The 23,976-nt window shown below is 57.7% G+C and carries 24 protein-coding genes and 3 pseudogenes; 14 read left to right on the forward strand and 13 right to left on the reverse strand.

Annotated elements, in window-relative coordinates:
* Window positions 1–5 precede the first annotated feature (5 nt).
* Both AC1DK3_RS19730 and AC1DK3_RS19735 read left to right on the forward strand, forming a co-directional pair.
* A complete protein-coding gene (locus AC1DK3_RS19730; RefSeq protein WP_477193944.1) occupies window positions 6–341 on the forward strand; it encodes an STAS domain-containing protein in 336 nt (111 codons plus the stop codon).
* A 13-nt stretch (window positions 342–354) separates the two neighbouring features.
* Entirely contained in the window at window positions 355–765 is a 411-nt protein-coding gene (locus AC1DK3_RS19735; protein ID WP_477193945.1) for an ATP-binding protein, read from the forward strand.
* On the opposite strand, the pseudogene AC1DK3_RS19740 reads toward AC1DK3_RS19735, so the two are convergent.
* Window positions 762–2,079 (reverse strand): annotated as a pseudogene (locus tag AC1DK3_RS19740) (PP2C family protein-serine/threonine phosphatase). The gene AC1DK3_RS19735 and the pseudogene AC1DK3_RS19740 overlap by 4 nt on opposite strands.
* On the reverse strand, window positions 2,033–2,896 hold the full coding sequence (locus AC1DK3_RS19745; RefSeq protein WP_477193946.1) for a CHASE2 domain-containing protein: 864 nt from the start codon (window positions 2,894–2,896) through the stop codon (window positions 2,033–2,035). The pseudogene AC1DK3_RS19740 and the gene AC1DK3_RS19745 overlap by 47 nt, the downstream one beginning before the upstream one ends.
* A gap of 48 nt (window positions 2,897–2,944) precedes the next feature.
* Between AC1DK3_RS19745 and AC1DK3_RS19750 the strand changes: the two genes are divergently transcribed.
* Window positions 2,945–3,574, forward strand: coding sequence for a FecR family protein (locus AC1DK3_RS19750; protein WP_477193947.1), 630 nt, complete (start codon window positions 2,945–2,947; stop codon window positions 3,572–3,574).
* A gap of 364 nt (window positions 3,575–3,938) precedes the next feature.
* On the opposite strand, the pseudogene AC1DK3_RS19755 reads toward AC1DK3_RS19750, so the two are convergent.
* A pseudogene (locus AC1DK3_RS19755) lies at window positions 3,939–4,154 on the reverse strand (PepSY domain-containing protein); the annotation flags it as partial.
* Window positions 4,155–4,522: 368 nt separating this feature from the next.
* Here AC1DK3_RS19755 and AC1DK3_RS19760 point away from each other — a divergent pair.
* On the forward strand, window positions 4,523–5,212 hold the full coding sequence (locus AC1DK3_RS19760) for a glutathione S-transferase family protein (protein WP_477193948.1): 690 nt from the start codon (window positions 4,523–4,525) through the stop codon (window positions 5,210–5,212).
* On the opposite strand, the gene AC1DK3_RS19765 is transcribed toward AC1DK3_RS19760, so the two are convergent.
* A complete protein-coding gene (locus tag AC1DK3_RS19765; RefSeq protein ID WP_477193949.1) occupies window positions 5,209–6,132 on the reverse strand; it encodes a LysR family transcriptional regulator in 924 nt (307 codons plus the stop codon). The two genes, AC1DK3_RS19760 and AC1DK3_RS19765, sit on opposite strands and share 4 nt — an antisense overlap.
* A 118-nt stretch (window positions 6,133–6,250) precedes the next feature.
* Here AC1DK3_RS19765 and AC1DK3_RS19770 point away from each other — a divergent pair, with 118 nt between their 5' ends.
* The 3 genes from AC1DK3_RS19770 to AC1DK3_RS19780 all read left to right on the forward strand — a co-directional run bounded on the left by AC1DK3_RS19770 (window position 6,251) and on the right by AC1DK3_RS19780 (window position 8,170).
* Entirely contained in the window at window positions 6,251–6,703 is a 453-nt protein-coding gene (locus AC1DK3_RS19770; protein WP_477193950.1) for a YHS domain-containing (seleno)protein, read from the forward strand.
* Between the two features lie 37 nt (window positions 6,704–6,740).
* Window positions 6,741–7,355, forward strand: a complete 615-nt coding sequence (locus AC1DK3_RS19775) for a pyridoxamine 5'-phosphate oxidase family protein (protein WP_477193951.1) — start codon at window positions 6,741–6,743, stop codon at window positions 7,353–7,355.
* 296 nt (window positions 7,356–7,651) lie between these two features.
* Complete coding sequence (locus AC1DK3_RS19780; RefSeq protein WP_477193952.1) at window positions 7,652–8,170, forward strand: sigma-70 family RNA polymerase sigma factor; 519 nt, start codon at window positions 7,652–7,654, stop codon at window positions 8,168–8,170.
* A gap of 233 nt (window positions 8,171–8,403) precedes the next feature.
* Here AC1DK3_RS19780 and AC1DK3_RS19785 read toward each other — a convergent pair whose 3' ends face one another.
* The 3 genes from AC1DK3_RS19785 to AC1DK3_RS19795 are packed head-to-tail and all read right to left on the reverse strand — an operon-like array spanning window position 8,404 to window position 10,726.
* Window positions 8,404–9,738: a sensor histidine kinase gene (locus AC1DK3_RS19785; protein WP_477193953.1), complete on the reverse strand. Its 1,335-nt coding sequence runs from the start codon at window positions 9,736–9,738 to the stop codon at window positions 8,404–8,406.
* Window positions 9,735–10,400 (reverse strand): response regulator transcription factor, encoded by a 666-nt coding sequence (locus AC1DK3_RS19790; RefSeq protein WP_477194011.1) that lies wholly within the window; start codon window positions 10,398–10,400, stop codon window positions 9,735–9,737. The genes AC1DK3_RS19785 and AC1DK3_RS19790 overlap by 4 nt, the downstream gene beginning before the upstream one ends.
* On the reverse strand, window positions 10,400–10,726 hold the full coding sequence (locus AC1DK3_RS19795) for a PepSY domain-containing protein (RefSeq protein ID WP_477193954.1): 327 nt from the start codon (window positions 10,724–10,726) through the stop codon (window positions 10,400–10,402). The genes AC1DK3_RS19790 and AC1DK3_RS19795 overlap by 1 nt, the downstream gene beginning before the upstream one ends.
* Before the next feature lie 161 nt (window positions 10,727–10,887).
* On the opposite strand from AC1DK3_RS19795, the gene AC1DK3_RS19800 reads away from it, so the two are divergent.
* The 5 genes and pseudogenes from AC1DK3_RS19800 to AC1DK3_RS19820 all read left to right on the forward strand — a co-directional run bounded on the left by AC1DK3_RS19800 (window position 10,888) and on the right by AC1DK3_RS19820 (window position 14,624).
* Window positions 10,888–11,160 (forward strand): PepSY domain-containing protein, encoded by a 273-nt coding sequence (locus tag AC1DK3_RS19800; protein ID WP_477193955.1) that lies wholly within the window; start codon window positions 10,888–10,890, stop codon window positions 11,158–11,160.
* 116 nt (window positions 11,161–11,276) lie between these two features.
* The gene (locus AC1DK3_RS19805; protein WP_477193956.1) at window positions 11,277–11,573 is read left to right on the forward strand and encodes a PepSY domain-containing protein; all 297 of its coding nucleotides are present in this window, start codon (window positions 11,277–11,279) and stop codon (window positions 11,571–11,573) included.
* A 5-nt stretch (window positions 11,574–11,578) separates the two neighbouring features.
* A complete protein-coding gene (locus tag AC1DK3_RS19810) occupies window positions 11,579–12,142 on the forward strand; it encodes a cytochrome b/b6 domain-containing protein (protein ID WP_477193957.1) in 564 nt (187 codons plus the stop codon).
* A gap of 44 nt (window positions 12,143–12,186) precedes the next feature.
* Window positions 12,187–12,306: pseudogene (locus AC1DK3_RS19815) on the forward strand (VIT1/CCC1 transporter family protein); the annotation flags it as partial.
* Between the two features lie 212 nt (window positions 12,307–12,518).
* Window positions 12,519–14,624 carry a heavy metal translocating P-type ATPase gene (locus tag AC1DK3_RS19820; protein ID WP_477194012.1) on the forward strand — a complete coding sequence of 702 codons (2,106 nt, stop codon included), beginning with the start codon at window positions 12,519–12,521 and terminating at the stop codon, window positions 14,622–14,624.
* A gap of 147 nt (window positions 14,625–14,771) precedes the next feature.
* Here the strand turns inward: AC1DK3_RS19820 and AC1DK3_RS19825 are convergent, their stop codons facing one another.
* From AC1DK3_RS19825 to AC1DK3_RS19850, 6 genes are all read right to left on the reverse strand, one after another.
* On the reverse strand, window positions 14,772–15,593 hold the full coding sequence (locus AC1DK3_RS19825; protein WP_477193958.1) for an alpha/beta fold hydrolase: 822 nt from the start codon (window positions 15,591–15,593) through the stop codon (window positions 14,772–14,774).
* Between the two features lie 26 nt (window positions 15,594–15,619).
* Entirely contained in the window at window positions 15,620–15,952 is a 333-nt protein-coding gene (locus AC1DK3_RS19830; protein ID WP_477193959.1) for a nitrile hydratase, read from the reverse strand.
* Window positions 15,949–16,617 (reverse strand): nitrile hydratase subunit alpha, encoded by a 669-nt coding sequence (locus tag AC1DK3_RS19835; RefSeq protein WP_477193960.1) that lies wholly within the window; start codon window positions 16,615–16,617, stop codon window positions 15,949–15,951. The genes AC1DK3_RS19830 and AC1DK3_RS19835 overlap by 4 nt, the downstream gene beginning before the upstream one ends.
* Before the next feature lie 2 nt (window positions 16,618–16,619).
* Window positions 16,620–16,958: an SH3-like domain-containing protein gene (locus AC1DK3_RS19840; RefSeq protein WP_477193961.1), complete on the reverse strand. Its 339-nt coding sequence runs from the start codon at window positions 16,956–16,958 to the stop codon at window positions 16,620–16,622.
* A 130-nt stretch (window positions 16,959–17,088) separates the two neighbouring features.
* On the reverse strand, window positions 17,089–17,982 hold the full coding sequence (locus AC1DK3_RS19845; RefSeq protein WP_477193962.1) for an alpha/beta fold hydrolase: 894 nt from the start codon (window positions 17,980–17,982) through the stop codon (window positions 17,089–17,091).
* 103 nt (window positions 17,983–18,085) lie between these two features.
* The gene (locus tag AC1DK3_RS19850) at window positions 18,086–19,045 is read right to left on the reverse strand and encodes an MBL fold metallo-hydrolase (RefSeq protein WP_477193963.1); all 960 of its coding nucleotides are present in this window, start codon (window positions 19,043–19,045) and stop codon (window positions 18,086–18,088) included.
* Window positions 19,046–19,337: 292 nt separating this feature from the next.
* Here AC1DK3_RS19850 and AC1DK3_RS19855 point away from each other — a divergent pair, with 292 nt between their 5' ends.
* Together AC1DK3_RS19855 and AC1DK3_RS19860 are read left to right on the forward strand one after the other, a co-directional pair.
* On the forward strand, window positions 19,338–20,246 hold the full coding sequence (locus AC1DK3_RS19855; RefSeq protein WP_477193964.1) for a LysR family transcriptional regulator: 909 nt from the start codon (window positions 19,338–19,340) through the stop codon (window positions 20,244–20,246).
* Window positions 20,247–20,793: 547 nt separating this feature from the next.
* The gene (locus tag AC1DK3_RS19860; protein WP_477193965.1) at window positions 20,794–23,976 is read left to right on the forward strand and encodes an efflux RND transporter permease subunit; all 3,183 of its coding nucleotides are present in this window, start codon (window positions 20,794–20,796) and stop codon (window positions 23,974–23,976) included.

The following is a 23,976-nucleotide window of genomic DNA, read 5'->3' on the forward strand; positions in this document are numbered from 1 at the left end:
AAAAAATGCGTTTGGATCAAGTCGGGCTGCCAGGCGGCATACTTAAGGTAAAACTGAGCGGGCCACTCGATATTGCCGGCGCCGGGGAAATCGAAGCGCCCTTTAGCGCCATTTCGAGCAAGAGTGATAAGGTCATTGTCGACTTCAAGGACGTTACGTTTCTCGCCTCAATCGGAATTAGGTTACTCGTGAAAGCTGCAAGGAATATTGCCAAAAGAAACGGGCGGCTTGTCGTTTTCAGCGCCACGGATGATGCACGAAAGGTTCTGCGCTCAACCGGTATAGACAGCATCGTTCTCGTCGTAGTGGACGAGGCGGCCGCGATCGCAACGGGTGGGTGACAGTTGAGCGTCAATGCAATTCGCAGGTCAGATCAGTCTCCAGCCTACGCCCTCCGACGTTACGCGATTGAATGCTTGGCTCGACCGGACGTTCGTCGAAAGCCGTATCGAAAAATCGTTGGCGGCCGATCTCAAACTCTGTCTCAACGAGATCGTCGCCAATCTCATCAGCTACGGACTCAAGGATAGTACGGACCCGCTCATACATATCGACATCAATCTTCAACCGGGCTGCGCCGAGGCGACCGTCAGGGACAACGGTGCCTATTTCGACATCCGGGAATGGCCGCTTCCTAAGGATCGGGATTTGATGTCGGGCGAGCCCGGCGGATTCGGTGTTGCGCTCATTCGAGAACGCGCAAGCCGGATCGACTACGCGCGCGAGGGAGAGTTCAATCGTCTCGATATCGCATGTGAAGGCTAACCTCGAAAGCGGAGCGCCACGCACGTAATGTCGTCGGACTGCTCGGTGCCTTCTGCGAAGCGTTCCACCTCGGCGGTCAAATGTTGAACTATGTCGGCCGACGCGACGTGCTTTCGCTTGTTCAGCCATTTCGCGAGCCGCTCGGAGCCAAAGACCCGGCCGTCGATGTTGAACGCCTCCGTGATCCCGTCGGTGAGAAGAACGACAGTGTCGCCTGGTGAAAGGCGGCGCATCCCGGTCGGATATTCCGGATCGTCGAACAGGCCAATCGCGGGACCCATGTGATTTATTTGTTCGAGATCTTCGATGCCGGTCAACAATACAGCATCGTCATGTCCCGCTCGAGAACGTCAAGACGCCGGTCTCGAGATCGAGCACGGCATAGGCGATCGTGACGAACATGCCTTCGGTATTGTCGCGCGCCAGAATGGAATTGACCTTGGACAACAYGTGCCCCGGCTCATCGTTCTCAAACGCAATCGTCCGCAGCACGGTTCGCGAGACGCTCATGAAGAGCGCGGCGGGCACGCCCTTGCCGGAAACATCGCCTACCAGGAAGCCGAGCCTTTTATCGTTGATCAGGAAATAATCGTAGAAATCCCCCCCTACAGACTTGGCGGGCTTCATGATGGCAAAAATATCGAACTTGTGATCGAGCGGACCGGTCGGAATAGCTTGCGGAAGAAAGGTCCGCTGGATCTGCGCGGCTGACTCCATTTCCTGTGCGATGCGCTGTAGTGCCTGACGGCCGCGGTTGCGTTCGCTTTCGGCCTCGAAGTAGAGGTAGCCCGTTCCCAATATGTAGGCGGCGGAATTCGTCATAATCGGGAACACTGCGTCCAGAAGCAACCCATGGGAAAAAGCCCAGAGGCTGCCCAAGAGAAACAGACAAACCGTAGCAAATCCGACGATGGCAGCAATGCTTGCGCCCCAGAGATAGATCATCGCCGCCAGCAGTAGAGTCGAGATCACGGTGACGGCGATTTCCATTCCCTTCGCATAGTCTGGACGGACGAGTGGGGCATTCTCGATCAACTGTTCTAATGCCTGCGCATTGATTTCGACGCCGGAAATGACGGGATCGAGCGGTGTCGCGCGCAAGTCGAGAAGTCCAGGCGCGCTCGTGCCGATGATTGCGATGCGGCCATCAAGGCTGCCGGGCGGCACCGCGTCTCGAAGCACGTCGGCCGCCGAAATCGAGCGTTTCGGATCGTGCCGCGAGAAGTGAATCCATAGCTGGCCATCGGCATCGGTTGGGATGATTGCGTCACCGATTCCGACCGTCGTAATGCCCGTATTTCCCGTAAAGCCCACCCTCTCCGGCGGTGCGCACGCGGATCGTCTTAGCGCCGGTGAGCACTCGTAGCGACTCCCCAACGAGCGAGGGGTAGAGTTCGCCTGCTACGCTGACGAGCAACGGGATACGGCGGAGGATTTGGTCGTGGTCCGGAAACCAGTTCAACGCACCGATGCCGGCGGCCTCGCGTGCAAGAACGGGGATATTGCCGGATGCGCCCGGGAACCCGTGAGCAAAGGCAGAGGCATTTTCGCCGATCGTTGCGAACGATGCCTTTGCCTGTGAGGTGAAACCAATATTCCTGGACGTGCCGATGATGCCGAGCACGACGGGGTGGCCGCTTAGCGATTTCGCCATCACATTGTCCGGGGACGGTCCTTCGGAATACGTGTCGAGCAGTGGCTTTAACTCGGGGGCGCTGCGCAATGGTTCTGGCAATTGGTCCAAGACGCTCGGCGTCTGGTCCGGAAAAACCATGTCGAATGCAACAACGCGGACGCCGGACGCAAAAAGCTTATCGATGAGACGAGCGAGGACATCTCGTCTCCACGGCCAATTGCCGAATGTCTTTATCGAAAGTTCGTCGACATCGATGATGCGGACCGGATAATCAGCATTCACCGCGCGTGGCAGTGTTTGCTGCAGGACGTCGAAGCTGAGCAATCGCAAACGGGCGACAAATTCCGGGTCTTTCTCGCGCAGTTGTACACTTGCCGCCAATGCGCCGGCGATCAGCAGCCAGTACGTCGCGCGAATGCTCAGCCAACGATCGCGAGACGCCCAATTATGCGGCATGTCGATTAAAAAAGCCCCGTGGTGGATTTCGGGCGCCATGATACATAACGCTCAAAATGAGGGAAACCCTTTATTCGGATATTGCGCATGCGGAGCAAGTTGCCGCCAAGCATTCGACGTGCTGGGCAATTCGTCGTCGTAGTCGCGGCGATGTCGCTGGCGTTCGATTGGTCGGCCTTTGCTGGCGACGTGGCGCCAGAGATCGGCACGGCCGTAACGATCAAGCGCCAGGTCGTGGCAACGCTCGGCGAGGAAAAACGAGATTTGCAGGAAGGTGGCCGGGTTCACCGCTCGGAGTATCTGGAGACAGGAAACGAGGCGCAAGCGGAGCTGAAGCTCGACGACCAGACAAAGCTTGCTCTTGGGCCGAACGCCGGTTTGAAGCTCGATGATTTCGTAATTGGAAATTCAGGTGGCGTGACGAGCATCGGGGTCAATTTCATCAAGGGCACGTTTCGCTTCATCACCGGCTCGGAAAAGAAAGATGCCTATCGCATCGACACACCGTCAGCGACTATCGGTGTGCGCGGAACTGTGTTCGATGTCTATGTCGATGGTAATGGCGATACCCTCGTCCTTCTTCAGGAGGGCGAGGTAGATATATGCACGAAGACGCACACGTGCCGCCGTCATAACACGGTCGGGCGGATCGTTCGGGCGACGGTCGGAGGCATACTTTCAGCGCCCCTCAAGTTTTCAAAAGACCTCATCCCGTGACTGGGAGTCGGCACTGCATTTCCGTTTGTCGGCAAGACCCTCCGTATCGATCCAATCCGGCGATTAAAATCGGCCGACATCATCGCCGATCCCGCGACAAAGGCGGGACGCTCCATCACGAAGGAAGCAGGCGATATAGGTCGATCGCTTCGGAAAGCCATCCCATTTTAGATTGATTGGCATGCATCAGTGGAGACCGCTTTGGAGTAGACACTGCCTCTGGCGCGCCAACTCACATGTCCGGTCAGGCCCGGAAAGCGGACGGCTCGTCGAGGTAGTCTCTAGAGCGCTCTTCCCTGCAACGGAGGTCCGCTACTGGGATAGAGGGCCATTCTAATTACCCCCGCCTCAATCTCGCGCGATGTCAGCTGTTGGCCCAAAGAGGACAGCCAAACGCGCCATGGCGCAGGCTCCAATCTGACGCTGTCTGATCGCCTCGCCCGCGCCAAACGCTTTTTAACCAGATCACGATGCCGGTCAGTGACAGAGCGGCCACCACGATGCCCATCAGAGACAACGGGATGCGTCCCGGGAGCCCCGCGATGCGCCCCGAATGCAGAGGAAATTGCAGCTGCATGAAGCTGACGCGAGTTCCGGAAAAAGTCTGCTTTGGCTTTAAATGCGGGCACGGATAAACTGAGCGATCAACGTCCGCTTTGCGCCAAAAGCTGAAATAGCAATTCGGCGCTTGCCTAAATTACGGACCAACCAACGGAACACCGCCAATGGTAATACCGAGGGCGTCGGCATTGCGATCAAGCCGATTATTAGAAATTTCCACTCACTGAGATCAAAGCCTCCTCACCTCAGTGCCGAGAACGAGAGAATGGTGGCGAGGGACCTGTGAGAAGATGGGCCAAGATCGCTATATCTCCCGCGTGCTTTGTGTCGTAGCGCTTTAAACTCTGAAGTCCATTGAAAGTCCTTCGCGCGCATGGGGGTGCATCTATGCCTTTTGCAGCAACACCAGAAATGATTACTTTGTGCGGCTTTGGCGTCAGCAACTATTATAATAAGATAAAGTTGATCCTTTTGGAGAAGCAAATACCTTTCCGGGAACGCTTGGTGTTTCCTTGGGAGCGCGAGACGTTTCGTCAAAGCTCGCCGCTTGGAAAAATACCATTCATTGAAACTGCCTGGGGCGGACTATCGGAATCTCAGGCTATTTTGGAATATTTGGAAGACCGCTTTCCGGAAAAGCCTTTGTACCCACAGGATCTGTTTGCGCGCGCCAAGTGTCGAGAGATCATTCAGCACATTGAACTCAACGCGGAATGGACCGCAAGACGGCTGTACAAGGAATCGTTTTTTGGCGGGCTAGTGTCCCAAGAGACAAAACTCGAAGTCCGCCACAGGCTCATACTTGGATTGGCAGCGGTGGAAAGGCTATCGCGTTTCCGCCCGTATCTCCTTGGAGAAACGTTCACCGCCGCCGACTGCGTCGCGTTCTTCCATTTTATCATGATCGAACAGACGACGAAAAAGGTGTATGGCGAAAACATGGTCGCGCAATTAGTGCCAAACGCGCCTGCATTTATGGACCTTGTAGCTAATCGTCCGTGCGTGAAAAACGTCATGGCGGACCGGGCCGCGTCGATCGAGGCGTTTCAAGCGTCAAACGTAAAATACGATGGCTAAAGATCCACCGTCTTAGTAAGGCCCTTCTCTGAAAGTCTTGATTTTAAGCGCGAATATGCAAAGTCGAGAAATGCGCGTCGCTTCATAGGAAAGACGCCTTGATCGTCATAGACGAGGCTAACCGGTGAAACTTCAGGCTCAAAGTCTTGAAGGACTCGGACGAGCGCTCCCGTCCTTTTTGCATGCTCAATCTGGTAGGACAGGAGGCGCGTGATACCAAGTCCGGCGATCGCCGCATTGCTGGCGGCCTCTGCTGTGTTAACAGTCAGCCGAGAGCGTATAGGGATTTGTTGGACCGTTTTGCCCGACTTAAACGCCCAAGCTGTCGGGGATGCCAGCCTGTCGAACGTGATGCAATCATGTTGCTCGAGATCCGCTGGCTTCTTGGGTGTATCCCGCAGAGCTAAATAGGAAGGGCTCGCGCAAGTTACTAAGCCAACTGATCCGACGCGGCTGGCAACTAGCCTGCTATCCGCGAGTCTGCCGATGCGAACAGCGACATCGACATGGTCCTCCATGATGCTGATGACTGTGTCGCTTAGGGCCAAGCGGATGTCGATATCCGGATTATTCTTGAGAAACTCTGTTACGATTGGCAGGACGTGCAAGCGGCCGAACACGATCGGTGCCGCGATTACCATATTGCCCTTTACCGCATTGTATTCACCGGTGGCCGCACGCTCGGCTTCGTCAACTTCTTCAATGATGCGCTTGCAAGCGGCCACATAACCGCGACCGGCGTCAGTGAGTTCGAGGCGCCGGCTGGTTCGCGTCAGAAGCCGCGTACGCAAATGTGCCTCCAATTCCGAGACCTTCCTGCTCACGGTCGCGAGCGGCATTCCCAATTTGCGCGAAGCCCCAGACAGGCTGCCGGTCCCTACTGCCGCGAGCAGCGTTGACATCGCGTCCAAGCGATCCATTGAGACTCCCAATTTTCGAGAGGAAAGCTATCGAAAATAGCCGATACCACCGAAGATTGGAAGGAGCTATCGGTTGGTGGCCGAATGAACCAGCGATTTAAATCAAGGAGACGCCCTCGTGAACACAGCCGGCTTGTTATTTCCTGCGACGGTTCCCGTGCCTGAGGATCGAAACACCTCACGTGGCGCAACACTAGCTGGACCCGGCTTAGCCGCGCACGGCTACGATGTAATTTCATTTTTCCAGGGTACCCCGGCCGTTGGCAGCGATAGGTTTGCTCTTGCGTACGGGGGCGCCGCATATCGATTTACGACCCAAAAAAACCTCGACACCTTCAAAGCCGATCCCTCGCATTACGAGCCGGCATACGGAGGCTTCTGCGCCTACGGCACAGTGCTGGGGAAGAAATTTGACGGTGATCCACGTTACTGGAAGGTCGTGGATAATCGCCTCTTTCTGAATCTGAATTCCGACATTCAGTCGAAGTGGTCCGAGGATATTGCCGGCAACATTAGGAAAGCTGACGAGAACTGGGCCAAGCTGAAATCGGTCGCGGTCGAGCACCTCTGAGAGGAAACGAAACTGACCAGGGTGCGCGGAGTGATACATGGGCCATAGATATTGCGAACTCACGTTCACTAAGAACGTGAAGGCGGTTCAGGAATTGAAGGGGAGCCGGCGGGCATATTCCCGAGTGGAAACCGGCGAAGCCCACCATAACGTCTTGGGTGCCACGGAGACCGCTTTCGTCACTGCACGCGATAGCTTTTACATGGCAACGGTCAGCGAGACTGGCTGGCCGTACATTCAGCACCGTGGCGGACCGCCAGGATTTCTGAAAGTTCTGGACGAACGCACGCTCGGCTTCATCGATCTTCGCGGCAATCGCCAGTATGTCAGTGTTGGCAATCTAATGAATGAAGAACGTGTCTCGCTTTTTCTTATGGACTATCCGAACCGCGCCCGTCTCAAAATTCTCGGAAGAGCAAAGATTATCGAAGTCAACGAACGCGAAGTTCTTAAACGAATGTCTATGCCGGGACTTGAGGCGCGGGCTGAACGGGGCATCCTCATAAGTTTGGACGCGTTCGACTGGAATTGCTCGCAATACATCGCACAGCGATTCACGCTTGCTGATATCGAGGCAATCACGGCTCCGCTCCGCGCACGCGTTGCCGAGCTCGAGAAGGCGACGATAGATCGCGAAAGCGGGCCCCCTTAGCATAATGCGGGATTTCGATATGCCAGCATCACTCACGACATCGCGTCGGTTGCGGGGCAAGAGTTTGCTCCATTCGAAAGAGTCCATCCATGACAGCTAACTTAGCCCTTGCAGTTGAGCTTCCCCGACCAGCAACCACATTGGTCGGATTGGCGTCGGCAACTTGCAATGTCGCAGTTGGATTAGCGGGCGCGAGATCAACCAGCCGCCGCTACAATTCGCTAGCCACCCCCGAAAATGTCACCGGAGACTCTAGGTCGTCCAACAAGGCACGGGACAAGATTTGGAGTGACCAGATGCGCGCGGCCATTGCAGGTGATGAGGCGTCATACCGCAACGTTTTAACAGCTCTTGCTCCGGTCATCCGTTCAGCGACCCGTTCTGGCTATGCCCGTTTCGGCTTACCAGCGAACGACGTGGAAGACGTTGTGCAGGAAACGCTGCTGGCAGTCCATCTGAAACGACACACGTGGGACAAGAGCGAACCTCTCACACCCTGGGTGTTTGGGATTGCGCGAAACAAGTTGATCGATCATCTGCGCCGGGGCGGAAGGGCCGTCAAGGTGCCGCTCGACGACGTCATCGAAACGCTTCAGACCGATGAGGAAGACCAGCAGCTCGACCCTCAAGAATTGACGATTATGCTCAACGCGCTACGGGCGCGTCAGCGTGAAATCGTGCGACTAATCACACTTGAAGGCATGGCCATCAAGGACGTCGCAAGCCGCTTAGGCATCAAGCAAGGCACTGTGCGCGTTGTCCTGCATCGGAGCCTGAAGGCGATGGCGCAGATTTACCGGAGCAAACTGGCGTGACAACGGACAACCACGAAGCTCAACGGCGGGATGTTTCTTGAAGACCGCGTCAAAGCGATCATTCGCGATGGCGGTATAAGCGGTCACGGAACAATGCGTTTGCTCGCGTGGGAACGTTACTTCAAGAGGGACACTTCGCCGGAACGGGCCGACCAAGTTATCGATGACCTCGTTTCTTATCTCGAGAGGCATCAAGCGCGTTGAATTCTGAGCTGCAGTCGGAAGGCCGAGTTCTAGAATACGGCTCGGAGTCCGCCGAAGCTCGAAGTCTCGAGCGTCAGTTTGCGTCCGTAGGCGTCGAGCACCTCCTGGACAATGGCCAAACCTAGGCCCGAGCCGTCACCCTTTTCGTCGAGGCGCTTACCGCGTTCAATGGCATTGGCGCGGTCAGCTTCTGCTATGCCCTGGCCATCATCTTCCACGTATATCATCCCGTCGCCACGGCATCCGATACGAACGCGAGATCGTGCATGCCGGCCGGCGTTCTCGATGAGATTGCCCAACACCTCCGCCAGGTCAGACTTGTCGATTCTAACGCCCGGCTCGCCGCTAAAGTCGGTTTCAAATGAGAGCGATTTGCCGTCGATGGAACGTCGTTGGATCGAAAGCAGCGATTCGACGAGGGGCCGGATGGGCGTCGGACTGATGCCGCCCAGGCCACGGGAGCCGCGAATACGAGCACGGGCCAATTCACGGTCGACGTGCCGGCGCATCGCTTCACTGACTTCCATCAATCGGGCTGCGCCTTCGCGATCTCCTTTTTCCTGAAGAACCCTCGCATCAGCGGCCAGCGCTGCGAGCGGGGTCTTGAGGCCGTGTGCCAGATCTGCAGCGCGTCCGCGCGCGCGCTCGACTTCGAGCGTCCGCGCAATGAGTAAACCATTGATCTCGTCGACCAATGGTTCAATCTCACTTGGAACCGGTCCTTCCAATCGCGCGGATCGGCCTTGGCGCACGGCAGCAATCCGGTCGCGCAGGCGCTCCAAGGGCTTGAGACCCAAGCCGATCTGGATCCAGGTTGCTGCACCGAGAACAAGGCCGAGCAATGCGAGCGCCGGGACGAGATCGCCGACAAACGCGCGACGAGCCTCGGCAATACCTGCCATATCGGCCGCAAATATGAGCCGCACGGGAGACGCATTATTATTCATGCTCACGACGACGGTCCGCTCGACAGCGATCAAGTCGGCGTTCCTGGGGCCAATGACGCGATGATAATGAACGTCGCCGGGAGCCAGGGCATCATGGGGAAGGGGCAGCTTGGAATCCCATAGCGACCGCGATCTCGTCATCCCGCCAGCGGCAGTACTGATTTGCCAATAGAGGCCAGACAGCGGCTCCGAAAAACGCGGGTCGGATGGCTCGCGTTTCAGCAGAGGCTGGCCGCCAGCGTCGATTTCCAAGGACCCGATCGCCTGGCGCAAATCGACTTCAAGATCGTTCGTGAGGGATCGTGTGACATGGCGCTCGAAAAGCAGCGCCAATCCGATGCCGGCAACAACCAGCGCCACGATAATAGCCGCTGCGCCTCCAGCGATAAGGCGAAGCTGTAGTGATCCAGCGGTCATGAACCTGGCTCAGCGATGATGTAGCCGAAACCGCGCCGGGTTTTGATCACATCACCGTCAATCTTGCGCCTCACACGAGCGATCAGGGCTTCGATCGCATTCGAATCATAAGCATCTTCCGTTCCGTGAATGTGCTCGCTCAATTCTGCTTGCGAGACCACGCGCCCTTGATTGTGCATGAGATAGGCAATGGCTCGGTATTCCAGCGGCGCGAGATCGACTGGAACGCCCGCCAAGCTTAGCCGCATTTGCCGCTCATCAAGAGATAGGTCGCCGACAGTGAGGAGGGGAGACCCATGCCCTGCGGAACGCCGGACCAGAGCGCGCAAGCGCGCTACGAGCTCCTCCATGCGAAACGGCTTCGGCAGGTAGTCGTCGGCTCCAGCATCGATGCCTTCGACCCGTTCCATCCAGCTCCCGCGAGCGGTCAGCGCGATCACAGGCAGGTTCCGTTTAGCCTCCCGCCATTTCTTAAGTACCGTCAAGCCGTCCATATGCGGAAGCCCGAGATCAAGAACGACGGCATCGTAATCCTCGGTGTCTCCGAGAAACCAGGCATTCTCGCCATCGGACGCCGTCTCGGTGACGTAGCCTGCAGCCCGCAGCGCCTTGCACACGTCTGCTGCGATCCGAGCGTCATCCTCAACAACCAGCACCCGCATCATTTTTCCTTAGTCTTCAGGATTTGAGCGGTCGCAGCGTCAACGTAGACGTCAAACAGGCGGCCCTTCTCTCCGGCTACACGAAACTCGTATATCCAAACTCCTTGTTCGCGCTCGATCTCAATGCCGACGACCTCACCTGGAAGTTTCGACTGCACAGCCTGCAGCACCACGGAAAGCGGCTTCAGCTCGCCCCGTTCGACCGCTGCTCGTACGGCTTCGCGCTCGCTTCTGTCGTCATCGTGGTCGTCGTCTCCGATCGCGCGCGTCGCCGCACCGACCACCATAAGAGCAACCATAAAGATTTTAATGGCATGCAGGGTCATCGGTATTGATCTCGCGCAAAAAGCCCAGGGCGGGACAGGATATAACCCGCAAGATGATGGGATGCTGACATCAGCCGTCAGCGTTAACTCACTTCAGTTCCTGCAGAGTGCAGTCATGGCGCCGAATTGTCTGGTGCCAGAAATACTCTGAGGAGAGAACCATGCGCACTCTATTTCTTGCAGCCCTCCTGCCCGTGCTGGCCGTCGGCCCTGCCGCCTACGCCAAGGACGACGAACCCTGCACACGCGCCCCAAAGGAGCAATGGCTATCTACCGAACAGCTTAAGACCAAGCTCACCGAACAAGGGTTCACGGTCTCCAAAATTGAGATCGAGGACGGCTGCGCGGAGGTCGATGTCAGGGGCAAGGACGGTAAGGAGTCCGAGCTTCATCTCGATCCTGTGACCGGGAACGTCGTCGAGATTGACGATTAGGCACCCACTAGCGCCGACAGCAAACATCAGGATGCCATCATCGCGAACGCCGCAGAATCGGATGGCTGGTGCCTGATGTTTGACTGAACATCCTACAACTTACGAAGGAAGCCAAAATGAAAGCGCTGCTTATCACCACCGCATTGCTTGTCGGATCAGTGACGAACGCCATGGCGGGAAGCTATGGCAAACCGTGCACGACCGAGCCCAAAGAGAAGTGGATGACGATCGAGGCAATTGAGAAGGTGGTCAAAGACCATGGCTACGAGGTTGCCAAGTCCAAGATGAAGGGAACATGCGCTGAGGTTTACGCTCGCGGCACGAAGCAAGGTACGCGCATCGAATTCTTCATCGATCCTGCAACGGGAAATCCTGTCGGCACGGACTGGAAGAACCAGAAGAGCAATGGGTGAGATCCATGAGTCACTCTGACAGTCTGCATGAGGCCGGCGGCATTTCACCGCCGGCCACTGTAAAGATCTGGGGTCCTTTCATCCGCGTGTTCCATTGGAGCCTTGTCCTCCTATTTGCCATCGCCTTCCTGACGGGGGACGAGATCGAGTGGATGCACTTGTGGGCCGGATATGCCATCGCGGCGCTTGTCGCGTTGAGAATCCTTTGGGGGTTCATCGGGTCTCGTCACGCCCGTTTTTCAGATTTCGTGAAAGGGCCGAGCACCGTCTTCCAGTATCTCAAACAGAGTACGCGGCTGGAAGCGCCGAGATATGTCGGGCACAATCCGGCAGGCGGCGCAATGATCGTGCTGCTGATCGTCATGCTCATTGGGCTGTCATTCACCGGATACCTGATGACCACCGATGCCTTCTGGGGTTCTAAACCAATGGAGGAGGTTCACGAAGCCTTGGCCAACATCACGCTTGGTCTTGTGGCGTTGCACGTTGTTGGAGTTATTCTGGCGAGCCTTGAGCACGGTGAGAATCTCGCGAAGGCTATGATCACGGGGCGAAAGCGCTCGCCTTGATGCGTTCTGACGGTTCATACGTGCACAAACGAATGAGAGCAAAAATGAGCAGACTCCACGCCCATCCCGAAAGCCACCTGGTCGATCGGATCGGGTGGCTGCGCGCCGCCGTGCTAGGCGCCAATGATGGTATTGTCTCGACGGCGAGCCTCATCGTCGGGGTTCGGATTTACGAGGCTTGACTGTGCCCATTGCCCTTACTGAACGACTGCAGCGGCGTGCACTTATTGCAATCGCACTGATCGGGTTGACATTCGGCGGACTGCTTTACGCGGCGGGCCATGTCATTGCCGCGAAATGGTTTTGGGCGGCAGGGACGGTGCCGGTCGTCATCGGGCTATTCGTGTCCATGGTTCGCGACCTCATGGCCGGCCGCATGGGTGTCGATGCTGTTGCATTCATCTCAATGTCGGCGGCGCTACTGCTGGGTCAGCCCCTTGCCGGTGTCGTCGTGGCGGTCATGTATGCGGGCGGGAATCTGTTGGAGGACTTTGCCGTCGCGCGCGCCGAACGCGATCTCAAGTCTCTGACCGACCGCGCGCCGCGCATCGCCCATCGGCGCCGCGGAGACTCGTTAGAAGACGTCGCGATCGAAGACGTCGCCGTCGGCGATACCGTACTGGTGCGCGCGGGCGAAGTCATTCCGATTGATGGCGTCATCCTCGCCGCGTCAGCAACGCTCGACGAGGCGGCGTTGACGGGCGAGCCCATTCCCGTGACGCGCTCGAAAGGCGATCCCGTTCACAGCGGGACGATTAACGCGGGTGAAACGTTTGAAATGAGGGCGACAGCGAGTGCCAGTGAAAGCACTTACGCTGGCATCATCAAACTCGTAACCGCTGCGCAGACGGCGAAGACGCCGTTCATCCGGCTCGCGGATCGCTATGCGTTGTTGCTGCTGCCGGTAACGCTAGTGTTGGCGGCGGCGGCTTGGCTGTGGTCGGGCGATCCTATTCGCGGCCTTGCCGTTCTCGTGGCATCAACTCCCTGTCCGCTCATTCTGGCGGCTCCAGTTGCCTTTATCGCCGGTATCTCCCGTGCGGCCCGTCGCGGCGTCCTCGTCAAAGGCGGTGCTGCGATTGAAGCGTTGGCACGAACGCATACGGTGATGTTCGATAAGACTGGCACACTGACTGTTGGCGGCGCGAGACTCGTTGCCATCGAAACTGCGCCGCATCAGTCGGCCGACGAGATCATGCGCCTTGCGGGCTCTCTTGAGCAGGCCTCACACCATGTGGTCGCGGCGGCTATCGTTGCCGCAGCGCGTGCACGGGGACTGGTGCTTTCTCAGCCGACAGAGGTCAAAGAGACGATGGGATCGGGCCTTCAGGGTTTGGTCGAAGGCCGCCAAGTACGCGTGGGTTCATTCGACTTAGTGTACGGCGAGGGGCGGCCGCCACCTTGGGCGGTGCGCGCGCTTCGCCGGGCATCTTGGCGATCCGCGCTGAGTGTATTCGTGTCGGCGGACGGCACAACAATCGGTGCGATCCTATTAGCTGACGAACTGCGGCGCGAGACGCCTAGGGCTGTGCAAAATCTGCGCGCCGCTGGCGTGAAGCGCATTATGATGGTCACTGGAGATCGCGCCGAGTCTGCTGATACAATCGCTGCAGCTCTCGACCTCGATGCGGTGCTGGCCGAACGAGTCCCGTCTGACAAAGTTGAGGCTGTTGTCGTCGAACAGCGGCTTCATCCGACGGTCATGGTGGGCGATGGCATCAATGATGCGCCTGCTCTTGCGGCCGCCGATGTCGGCATTGCGTTGGGAGCTCGTGGCGCCAGCGCGTCCTCAGAGGCTGCCGACGTCGTTATCCTCGTTGATCAGCTTGATAGGGTTTCCGATGCAGTTGCGATTGCTCGACGAACGCGCCGCATCGCTATTCAGAGCATCGCCGCCGGCATGGGCATGTCGGGCTTGGCGATGATCGCTGCGGCGTTCGGATATTTAACGCCGGTGGAGGGCGCACTTACACAGGAGGCAATCGATGTCGCGGTCATACTCAATGCGCTACGTGCTCTGACCCCGGGATGGAGATTTGGACAGCAGCATCTCCAGACGGCTGCCAGTCGTGCTCTTCGGCAGGGTCACACCGATCTTCAAGCGTGCCTCGATCGTCTGAGGGAGATTGCGGATGCGCTCGACGAAGCATCTGCTGATTGCGCGGTTCCGCTGATCCTTGAGGCCAACGAACTGATTGCCCGGAACATCGTCGAACACGAACGCGACGATGAGAGCAACGTCTATCCGCGCATTGCCAAGATCCTCCATGACACTCCTGGACTTGTTGCCATGAGCCGTGCGCACCGCGAAATTCTTCATTTGTCGCGATTGCTTTCGAGATTGTCGAACGGCCTAAAGATCGAGGCCGTCGACAAATATCTCATCCGGGATGCTCAGCGGGTGATTGAATCAATCGAATCCCTAGTCCGCATGCACAATGCGCAGGAGGATGACATTTACGAGCAAGCGGCGGCGGGCTAACGCTGAAAGAGCGCGCTGCCCACGTTCCCACCAAACGTCTGCAAAATTGGCGATTTTTATCGAGCAAGTTTTATATTTGCAGCTGACTCCGGGAAATTCTCAACTATCGCGCCTTCTGCTCTTCGTCCGAAATCAGAGCTCTGATTTTCACGTCTTCAGAAACGCCAACAGATCGGCGTTGATCGTCTCGGCTTCCGTCGTCGGCATGCCGTGCGGGAAGCCCTTATAAGACTTGAACGTGCTGTTCTTCAGCAATTTGGCCGAAAGCGGACCCGAAGCAACGTAGGGAACGATCTGGTCGTCCTCGCTGTGCATCACAAGTACGGGCACATTGATCTTCTTCAGGTCTTCGGTGAAATCGGTCTGCGAAAACGCGACGATACCGTCGTAGTGCGCCTTGGCGCCGCCCATCATGCCCTGCCGCCACCAATTGGCGATGGTCGCCTCGGCGGGCTTGCCGGTCTTGTTGTAATTGTAGAAGGGACCGGAAGCGACGTCGCGATAGAACTGCGCACGGTTTGCTGCGAGCGCAATCATGAAGTCGTCGAACACCTTTTTGGGCAGCCCGTTCGGATTGGCCGGCGTCTGCACCATCAACGGAGGCACAGCGCTGATGATGGCGGCCTTCGATACGCGGCTCTCGCCGTGGCGCGCGATGTAATGCACGACTTCTCCGCCACCCGTCGAGTGTCCGACGTGGATCGCATCCTTGAGGTCGAGATGCGCGACCACGGCCGCAAGATCGTCGGCGTAGTGATCCATGTCGTGCCCGTCCGCGACCTGCGTCGACCGGCCGTGACCGCGCCTGTCATGTGCGACGACGCGATAGCCCTTGTTGAGGAAAAACAAGAGCTGCGCGTCCCAATCGTCGGCCGAGAGCGGCCAACCGTGGCTAAATACGATGGGCTGGCCGGTGCCCCAATCCTTGTAGAAGATTTCGACGCCGTCTTTCGTTTTGACTGTGGGCATTAGGGCAGTTCCTTTGTCGTCGGACTCTAGTGACCGGCTGAATATCGCGCCTCAAGTTCTTTCATTTTGAGAGCGACCTCGGCCGGCGTCAGAATGCCTTTGCGGAAAAGGATGTTGGCGAAGGCAACGATCCATCGCTCGTAGTAGCTGAGGTTCCCAACCAAATCGGTCCCAAGTGCCTCGACCCCGCAGCGCTTCTCTTCGGTATTGATGATCTTGTGAAAGTCGAGAACATCGGCCAGCGCGTGACAGCGCTTTTCCCAAGGCTCGAGTTCGTGATCGACGCGCTTGATGGGGTCGGCCGGCAGGCCGCCAATATCGTTGGGAAGCCGCTTCACCAATTCCGAGCTGTCGGTCATTGTGCGGCACTCCTGACTTCGATTTTCGGTTCAACGACGCCGATCATCGTATCGCGCGTGACGAGGCAAGCAAGCTCTTCTTCGGTGAACGTGTCCGTGCCCTTCGGTCTTTTCGGCAGCACGAGATAACGCACGACAGCCGTTGAATCACTGACGCGGACCTCGACGTCGTTCGGAATGCTGGTGCCGAATTCCGCGAGCACTTTTCTCGGCTCCGACACGGCACGCGCGCGATAGGGCTTCAGCTTGTACCAATCGGGCGGGAGCCCCAGCACCGGACGGGGATAGCAGGAGCAGAGCGTGCAAACGATGAGGTTGTGTACCTTGTCCGTATTCTCGAGCACGATCAATTCGGTGTCGTCATAGAAGCTGATACCGAATTCCTCCTCGCACGCGGTCCGGCCGTTGGAGAGGAGGCGCTTCCTGAAGCCGGGATCGACCCAGGCGCGGGCGACGACCTTGGCGCCGAGCGCTGGCGTACGAGAATCGAGAACCTCGATCTGTCGGCGGATCTCGTCGGCGCCGAAGAGTTTCTTGTCGATCAGCAGCTCGCGGACCGCCGTCTCCAGCATGTCATAATAACCCGGCTTCCCGGTCTGGCCGATCTCGGCATGCGGGTCGTTTCCGTCATGATCATGATCGTGGTCGTGGTCAGCATGGGTCATGGTCACATCCTCTCGAGCCAGCTTTCGCACACCTCGATGCGCAAGCCGTCTTTCGGTGAGCCGGCATAATTGGGCCAAAGCTCCGTCATTGGGAACGCGATCCGATAATAATGACGTTTGGAGCCGGCGTTGCGGCCGAAGCCTTCTTCCTCGTTGTCGATGAAGGCCGGCTCGATCACGGACTCGATGCGCCCGAGCTTTCTGCGCAGATAGCGGGGCACCCGATAATGTCCGATGGGCCACCTGTCGGCGATGCGGATCGGGTCGCCGGGCTTGAAAATCGGCTTCTCGCCGAACGCGGTTACGATGTGCGTGGGATCGTGAGAGGATCGCGTGGTCATCGCTGTCACCTTCTGAGAAACGCGTCGGCTGGAATAGGGGCCAGGGATTTGACGAGCATCAGTCGTTCATAAAAGAAAAGATGAAATCGGGCGGCCATTGCGGTCATCAAGGTTGCGTTCGTGCCGCCCCTCATGGGCCTCCCTTCGGAGCAAGATTGCGATCGAGGAAGTCATGGATCAGGGGGACCATTTCATCTGCTTTGTCCTCGAGCGCGAAGTGGCCGGTGTCCAGCAGATGAAACTCGACCTTCGGTAGATCGCGCTTGTAGGGATAGGCGCCGTCGGCTGGAAAGATCGTGTCGTTCTTTCCCCAGACGATCAGCGCAGGTGGCTGCCGCTCCCGAAAGAATTCTTGAAACTTTGGATAGAGTGGCACGTTCGTCCCGTAATCATGAAACAGATCAAGCTGGATATCCTTATTGCCCGGCCGATCGAGGAGGGGCTGATCGTGGCCCCAATTATCGGGGTCTATGCGCGTCACATCGCTGACACCGTCGGTGTATTGAAATTTCGTTGTCTCCGGCTTCACGAGAAAGCTCAGCGCCTCCCGGTGCGCGTCGGAACCATCGGCCCAATAGGCCTTGATCGGGTCCCAGAATTTCTTGAGGCCCTCCTCGTAGGCGTTGCCGTTCTGGATGACGAGTGCTGTGACGCGTTCCGGATGCTTGATCGCAAGCCTGTATCCGACGGGTGCGCCGTAATCCATCAGATAGAGCGCGTATTGCTGAATGCCGAGCTTGGCGACCAAGCCGTCCATGAGATCGGCATAGTGGGCGAACGTGTAGGCGAATTGCTTATGATCGGGCGCAGCGCTCTCGCCGAAGCCCGGATAATCCGGTGCAATGACGTGATAGCGGTCGGCGAGGGCCGGGATAAGGTTGCGGAACATGTGGGACGACGTTGGAAATCCGTGCAGCAATATCACGACGGGCGCATCGGCGGGACCGGCCTCGCGATAGAAGATGCTGACGCCGTCGACGTCGGCGGTACGGTAGTGGGTCACGGGCGTGGCCGCTGCAGCCATCCCGGCTCCGAACAAAAGGGCAGACAGCGTCATCCAGGCTCGGTGGCGGCAGGCTCGCACGTGCATGGCGTGGTTCCTTGTCGGAATTGAACCCGCGGGCGTGTCAGACGCCCTCGTAGACCAGTCGAGTGAAAAATCCCGGATCGATGACGAAATTTCCGTATTTGCCGTCGAACGCCGCCGTCGGCTTTGCCGCGACCGTCTCTTCCTTCGAGCGGCCCTGCATTTTCAGCGCAGCGACGTTCTCGCGAACGGCGACGAGCATGTCGCGGAAGTTTTTCATTTCGGCCTTGTTGCTGACGGGCTGACCGTGGCCGGGAATGATGATCGTCTGGTCCCCCGAGACAGCGAGATTGGCATCGGCCGCCGAGATCATTCCATCGATGCTGCCGCCGGTCGAATAATCGATGAACGGATAAACGCCGTTCCAGAAGGTGTCCGCGACGTGCAATACGTCGGCCTCGGCGAAATGCACGGAAATGTCACTGTCCGTGTGCGCGGGGCCATAATACTTGAGCGCGATCGTCTGGCCGTTAAGCTTCAGTGTGCGATCGGCCGCGAAGACGTCATCGGGGATGCCGGAGGGACCAAGGGCGAGAAAATTATAATCCCAGTCTTCGACGCGCTGAACCTGAGACAGGTATTTACGCGTGTTCTCGTGGGCGGTGATCTTGGCACCTGCCGCGTGCAGCCACTCGTTGCCATCGGCGTGGTCGAAATGCCAGTGCGTATTGATGAGATGCGTGATGGGATCTGTGCTGAGAGTGTCGAGCGCCTTCGTCATCTGGGATTGCGATACGCGAATGCCGGCGTCGATAAGAACTTTTCCGTCTGGGCCGGTCAGCACGGCGACGTTCCCGCCCGAGCCTTCCAGAACGCTGACATTGCCGCGGACATGGTGAACGGTAATGGCTGAGACAGCGGCGCTGTCCTTGATCAGGCTGACGAGGCCCCGCGCCTCGGCATAAGCCGCGCGTGGCGTCAGCCAGCCAGCCAAACCCACCTGCGCCGCTCCAGTGCAGCACAGGCAGAAGCCGCGCCTCGAGATGTTAGCCCGATCCATATTGGGCTCTATGCTGAATGATGAAGGATTGCGCAATGCATACCTTGGTTTTGGTTTATGCACATTTCCTGGGCATCCTCGGCAAGAGCGAGCGGCTGTAACATAATCGTCGCAATAATTCCCGGGGCGGAAGAAATCCCGAATCTGCTGGTTGCCTGTCACCAGCCCCTTGCCAATCGGCACCGTCAGTGACTTCATCGCATTCCACCGTAATGACGATGAAGTTACGCAACTCTTTCAGCAATCCGCTAAATTCGAGACATTGTTCTCGATAATTGGAAAGCGCGCGCCGATGGATCGCCTGGACGCGATGTCCGTTTTCACGTCGATCGTCGAGGCGGGAAGCTTTTCAGAGGCGTCGCGGCGTCTAGGCATGCCGTTGGCGACGGTTAGCCGTAAAGTCGCAGAGCTCGAGGAACATCTCAAAACGCAGCTCATCAAAAGACCTGCGCGCAAATTGATTCTGACGGAGGCCGGCCGCTCCTACATGGCTGCGTGTAAACGCATCGTCGAGCAGGTGGACGAGGCCGAGAGGGACGCTTCGGGCGAGTACCGTATTGCGATGGGGGAATTGGCGGTGACCGCGCCGAGCCCCCTCGGTCATATGCATCTCCTGCCAATAGCCTTGGAGTTCATGGAAGCCTACCCGCAAATTCATTTGCGGCTTCTGCTGAGCGACCGTGTCGTCAACATGCTCGAAGAAAATGTCGACGTGGCGATCCGCATCGGCGAGCTTCGGGACAGCAGCATGATCGCGACACGGATTGGGTCCATCCGCAATGTCGTCTGCGCAAGCCCAACCTATCTCGCGTCACACGGACTGCCGCAAAAGCCCGAGGACCTTGCAGAGCATGAGTGCATCACAATCGATAGCGTGGAATCGCAGCGCAGCTGGAAATTCACGAAGGGAAGCGAAGAGGTCGGTGTCCCGGTAAAATCCAAGATGGACGTCAGCTCGTCCGAAGCCGCGATCACGGCCGCAATCGCCGGAGTGGGCATTACGCGCGTGATGTCCTACAAGATGGAGGAAGCAAGGCGGGCCGGAAAACTCGAGATTCTTTTGGAACATTTCGAGCCGACGCCTTGGCCGGTGAATATTCTCTATCCATCGCGCCGCCTCGTGCCGCTAAAGCTGAGGGCCTTCATCGACTGGTCGGTGCCACGCCTTCGCGCCCGGCTCGGTCAGCCGAACGGCGAGTGATACCGACGCAGGCGGGACGATGTCATCGTGGGTATCTTTTGAAGTGAATTTGATCAGATGAATTGGGCAGTCATTCAAGAGCTGTCTCGTTACGGGCGATAAGAGCAGGACATGCAGTAGGATTGAACAGTCGAGGCGCGCTGCCGCCCCCGCGCGTCGTTGATTATCAATATGGCACCGAAGCAAAACAATTATTTGCCTCGGGCAAGCGGATCGTTTGAATTTTCGCGCATTATCGCTTCACCGTTCGGCGCCGGTACGTGCCCAAGGAAGGGCATCGGACTGGGCGGGGTCCTTGAAACCCCCGAATGAAGGATGATTTGATCAGAGTCGTTACGATCGATTTTTTCGGTCGCGCTTGCGTCAGGGCGGTGAGGTCGTCGCTGCAAGCGAAGGTGGGTTTACCAATATGCCGTACACGGCTTGTGGAAGTACTGCCGACGCACTTGGCGGCTCAGATTCCTTTGGAAGCCTTGTGTAGCGAGAGCCAAGTCCCGTTTGGGCCTTGCTCGGGTCCCAAGATCCCTTCGTAACCGGGAGGTAGAAGTTGGGCATCGTCCGCTTCGCGCTGAGGTTTCCGTATACTTTTTACGTCCTCGCCGCCTTCATCGTCTTCATCGGTGTGACTGCAATCCGCACGATGCCGACCGATATCTTTCCGGAGATCAACATCCCGGTTGTCACCGTGATCTGGCAATTCACCGGTCTCAGCACGCCGGAAATGGAACAGCGAGTCACCACCTACAGCCAGTACGCGATTAGCGCGAACGTCAACGGCATCAAGAATATGGAGGCGCAGACACTGAACGGGCTGTCTGTGCAGAAACTGTATTTTCAGCCGGATGTGAACCTCGACCTCGCGATCGCTCAGATCGTCTCCGCGACGAACGCGATCCGTGCGCTGCTGCCTGTTGGAATTGAGCCGCCGATCGTCGTGCAGTTCAATGCTTCGAGCGTTCCAGTTCTTCAAATCAGCCTCAGCTCGGACACGCTGAACGAACAGCAGCTTTACGATTACGGCATCTACCGTGTGCGTCAGCAGTTAGCGCCTATTGCCGGCCTGACGCTGCCGACCCCGGCCGGTGGAAAGTACCGGCAGATCATGGTCGATATCGATCCTGATAAGCTGCAGTCGCGCGGCCTGACGCCGCTGGACGTCGTCAACGCGGTCAATACGCAGGCCCTGACGTTGCCTTCCGGAACAGCGAAGATCGGCGATACGCAATACACGGTCCGTACGAACGCAATGCCATTGAGTATCGATGATCTGAATAATATTCCGATCAGGTTTACCAACAACGCCACCGTCTTCATCAAGGACGTCGCCCAGGTCCACGACGGTTGGTTGGTCCAGCAGAACATCGTGCGTGACGACGGCAAACGCTCGGTGCTCCTCAGCATTATCAAGAATGGCAATGCCTCGACGCTTGATGTGGTCAATCGGGTCAAAGCAGCGTTGGTGACGATGCGCCTTTCGGCGCCGCCGGGCATGAAATTCAGCGAGTTGTTCGATCAATCTAAATTCGTCACCTCGGCAGTGCAGGGGATTCTTCGCGAAGGTGCGATCGCGGCCGGGCTCACTGCGCTGATGATCCTGCTGTTTCTCGGCTCTTGGCGGTCGACGCTGGTGGTGATGATCTCGATCCCGCTCGCGATCCTCTCGTCGCTGGTCGTTCTGTATTTCCTCGGAGAGACGCTCAATACGATGACCCTTGGCGGGCTCGCGCTTGCGGTCGGCATTCTCGTCGATGACTCCACCGTGACGATTGAGAATACGCATCGGCTGCTCAACGAAGAGCACATGCCGCTGCCCGAGGCGACACTTCACGGGGCGGCCGGCATCGCTATACCGACGCTCGTATCGACTCTCGCCATCAGCTGCGTGTTCACGTCCGTCGTCTTCCTCGACGGCCCGGCGAAATATCTGTTTACCCCACTCGGGCTTGCGGTCGTCTTCGCGATGCTCGCCTCCTACGGGCTCTCGCGCACGCTCACGCCCATCACAATCGGACTGCTCCTAAAGAGCGAGCATCATGGACCGGATGATGGTGGCCGGAGAAGTTGGGCGCGCCGTTTTCATGCGGCCTTCGACCGCGGCTTCGAACGCATGCGCATCGGTTACGTGGCGCTGCTGACGACGCTGATGAAAAAGGGTTTTATAATTCCGATCGTGCTCGTGCTGATCCTCAGTCTCGGAGCCGCCATGCTTTTCATGGTTGGCCGTGATTTCTTTCCGATCATCGACGGCGGACAGATTCAGCTTCATGTCAGAGCCCCCGCCGGGACGCGAATTGAAACGACCGAGCGAATCTTCCAGGCCGTCGAGAATAAGATTCGCGAAGTCATTCCGGAGAACGAGCGCGAACTGATCGTCGATAATATTGGACTGCCTGCGCGCGCGTACAACTTGGCGTTCACAGATGGTTCGACGATCGGAGTGAATGACGGTGTCATTCTGGTGGCACTCAAAGATGGCCACGCACCGACAGCCAATTACGTCCGCCAACTTCGTGAGGAGCTACCCGCCGCGTTCCCGGAGGAGGTGTTCTATTTCCAACCTGCCGACATCGTCACGCAGATTCTCAATTTCGGTCTTCCTGCTCAGATTGATGTGCGGACGGTCGGCTACGACCGGACCACGAACCTTCATGTCGCGCAGGAATTGCGGAAGCGAATGGCGGCCATTCCCGGCATCGTCGATGCGCATCTGCAGCAGGAGGTCTATGCGCCGGCATTCTACGCGACGATTGATCGGGCTCGCGCCCAACAGCTCGGCCTCAACGCGAACTCGGTCGCAACCAACGTCAACATCAGCTTGAGCTCTTCCGAACAGGTTTCTCCGAATTTCTGGACCGATCCGAAATCGGGCATTCCATACTACCTCGCGGTACAAACTCCGGAGCCGCGGATCGCGTCGTTGAACGATCTGGCCAATACGCCGGTGTCCTCCGCGATATCGGCTGCAGGCGCTCTGATCCCGGGGCTGCTCAGCAACGTCGCGACGTTCAAGCGCGACACGGTGCCGACCAACAGCAACCAGACCAACATCCAACCGGTATACGAGGTTTACGCCAGCATCGAAGGCCGGGATCTCGGTGGTGTCGCCGCCGACATCAACAAGATTGTCACGGATCTTCAGAGCCAGCTATCACCAGGGAATACGATCCAAGTGGTGGGACAGATCCAAAGTATGAAGGCCTCGTTCCGAAATCTCGGCATCGGCCTTCTGTTTGCGGCCGTGTTCGTCTATCTTTTGATGGTCGTAAATTATCAGAACTTCGGCGATCCCTTCGTCGTGATCCTGGCGCTGCCGGTGACGTTCTGTGGCATCCTTACGATGCTGTTCGTTACTGGAACGACGCTTAACGTTCCGTCCCTCATGGGCGCAATCATGGCCGTGGGCGTGGCGTCGGCGAACTCAATTCTGCTTGTCACGTTCGCCCGCGAGCAGCAGCTTGCAGGAAAGCACGCGAGCGAGGCTGCGATCGATGCCGGGCGTACCCGTATTCGTCCGGTGCTCATGACTGCGGCGGCAATGATCGTCGGCATGATTCCGATGGCGATAGGCGGCGCTGGCGACGAACAGAACGCCGTGCTGGCTCGCGCCGTTATCGGCGGTCTCTTGTTTGCGACCCCAACAACGCTACTCGTTGTTCCGTACCTATTCGCCAAGCTGCGCAAGCGTAACGACGGAAAGCCCGCCAAGGGCGTGTTTGAAAGGCAAGTCTAA

The sequence above is a fragment of the Hyphomicrobium sp. 01T421 genome (genome assembly GCF_056398805.1).

Excerpts from the sequence above, each read along its gene's own strand:
- AC1DK3_RS19760 (WP_477193948.1), top strand. The coding sequence starts at position 4,523 with ATGCCTTTTGCAGCAACACCAGAAATGATTACTTTGTGCGGCTTTGGC.
- AC1DK3_RS19775 (WP_477193951.1), top strand. The coding sequence starts at position 6,741 with ATGGGCCATAGATATTGCGAACTCACGTTCACTAAGAACGTGAAGGCG.
- AC1DK3_RS19820 (WP_477194012.1), top strand. The coding sequence starts at position 12,519 with ATGGGTGTCGATGCTGTTGCATTCATCTCAATGTCGGCGGCGCTACTG.
- AC1DK3_RS19810 (WP_477193957.1), top strand. The coding sequence starts at position 11,579 with ATGAGTCACTCTGACAGTCTGCATGAGGCCGGCGGCATTTCACCGCCG.
- AC1DK3_RS19805 (WP_477193956.1), top strand. The coding sequence starts at position 11,277 with ATGAAAGCGCTGCTTATCACCACCGCATTGCTTGTCGGATCAGTGACG.
- AC1DK3_RS19835 (WP_477193960.1), bottom strand. The coding sequence starts at position 16,617 with ATGACCCATGCTGACCACGACCACGATCATGATCATGACGGAAACGAC.
- AC1DK3_RS19795 (WP_477193954.1), bottom strand. The coding sequence starts at position 10,726 with ATGACCCTGCATGCCATTAAAATCTTTATGGTTGCTCTTATGGTGGTC.
- AC1DK3_RS19735 (WP_477193945.1), top strand. The coding sequence starts at position 355 with ATGCAATTCGCAGGTCAGATCAGTCTCCAGCCTACGCCCTCCGACGTT.
- AC1DK3_RS19730 (WP_477193944.1), top strand. The coding sequence starts at position 6 with ATGCGTTTGGATCAAGTCGGGCTGCCAGGCGGCATACTTAAGGTAAAA.
- AC1DK3_RS19750 (WP_477193947.1), top strand. The coding sequence starts at position 2,945 with ATGCGGAGCAAGTTGCCGCCAAGCATTCGACGTGCTGGGCAATTCGTC.
- AC1DK3_RS19855 (WP_477193964.1), top strand. The coding sequence starts at position 19,338 with ATGGATCGCCTGGACGCGATGTCCGTTTTCACGTCGATCGTCGAGGCG.
- AC1DK3_RS19745 (WP_477193946.1), bottom strand. The coding sequence starts at position 2,896 with ATGGCGCCCGAAATCCACCACGGGGCTTTTTTAATCGACATGCCGCAT.
- AC1DK3_RS19800 (WP_477193955.1), top strand. The coding sequence starts at position 10,888 with ATGCGCACTCTATTTCTTGCAGCCCTCCTGCCCGTGCTGGCCGTCGGC.
- AC1DK3_RS19790 (WP_477194011.1), bottom strand. The coding sequence starts at position 10,400 with ATGCGGGTGCTGGTTGTTGAGGATGACGCTCGGATCGCAGCAGACGTG.
- AC1DK3_RS19785 (WP_477193953.1), bottom strand. The coding sequence starts at position 9,738 with ATGACCGCTGGATCACTACAGCTTCGCCTTATCGCTGGAGGCGCAGCG.
- AC1DK3_RS19845 (WP_477193962.1), bottom strand. The coding sequence starts at position 17,982 with ATGGCTGCAGCGGCCACGCCCGTGACCCACTACCGTACCGCCGACGTC.
- AC1DK3_RS19830 (WP_477193959.1), bottom strand. The coding sequence starts at position 15,952 with ATGACCGACAGCTCGGAATTGGTGAAGCGGCTTCCCAACGATATTGGC.
- AC1DK3_RS19825 (WP_477193958.1), bottom strand. The coding sequence starts at position 15,593 with ATGCCCACAGTCAAAACGAAAGACGGCGTCGAAATCTTCTACAAGGAT.
- AC1DK3_RS19850 (WP_477193963.1), bottom strand. The coding sequence starts at position 19,045 with ATGGATCGGGCTAACATCTCGAGGCGCGGCTTCTGCCTGTGCTGCACT.
- AC1DK3_RS19780 (WP_477193952.1), top strand. The coding sequence starts at position 7,652 with ATGCGCGCGGCCATTGCAGGTGATGAGGCGTCATACCGCAACGTTTTA.
- AC1DK3_RS19765 (WP_477193949.1), bottom strand. The coding sequence starts at position 6,132 with ATGGATCGCTTGGACGCGATGTCAACGCTGCTCGCGGCAGTAGGGACC.
- AC1DK3_RS19840 (WP_477193961.1), bottom strand. The coding sequence starts at position 16,958 with ATGACCACGCGATCCTCTCACGATCCCACGCACATCGTAACCGCGTTC.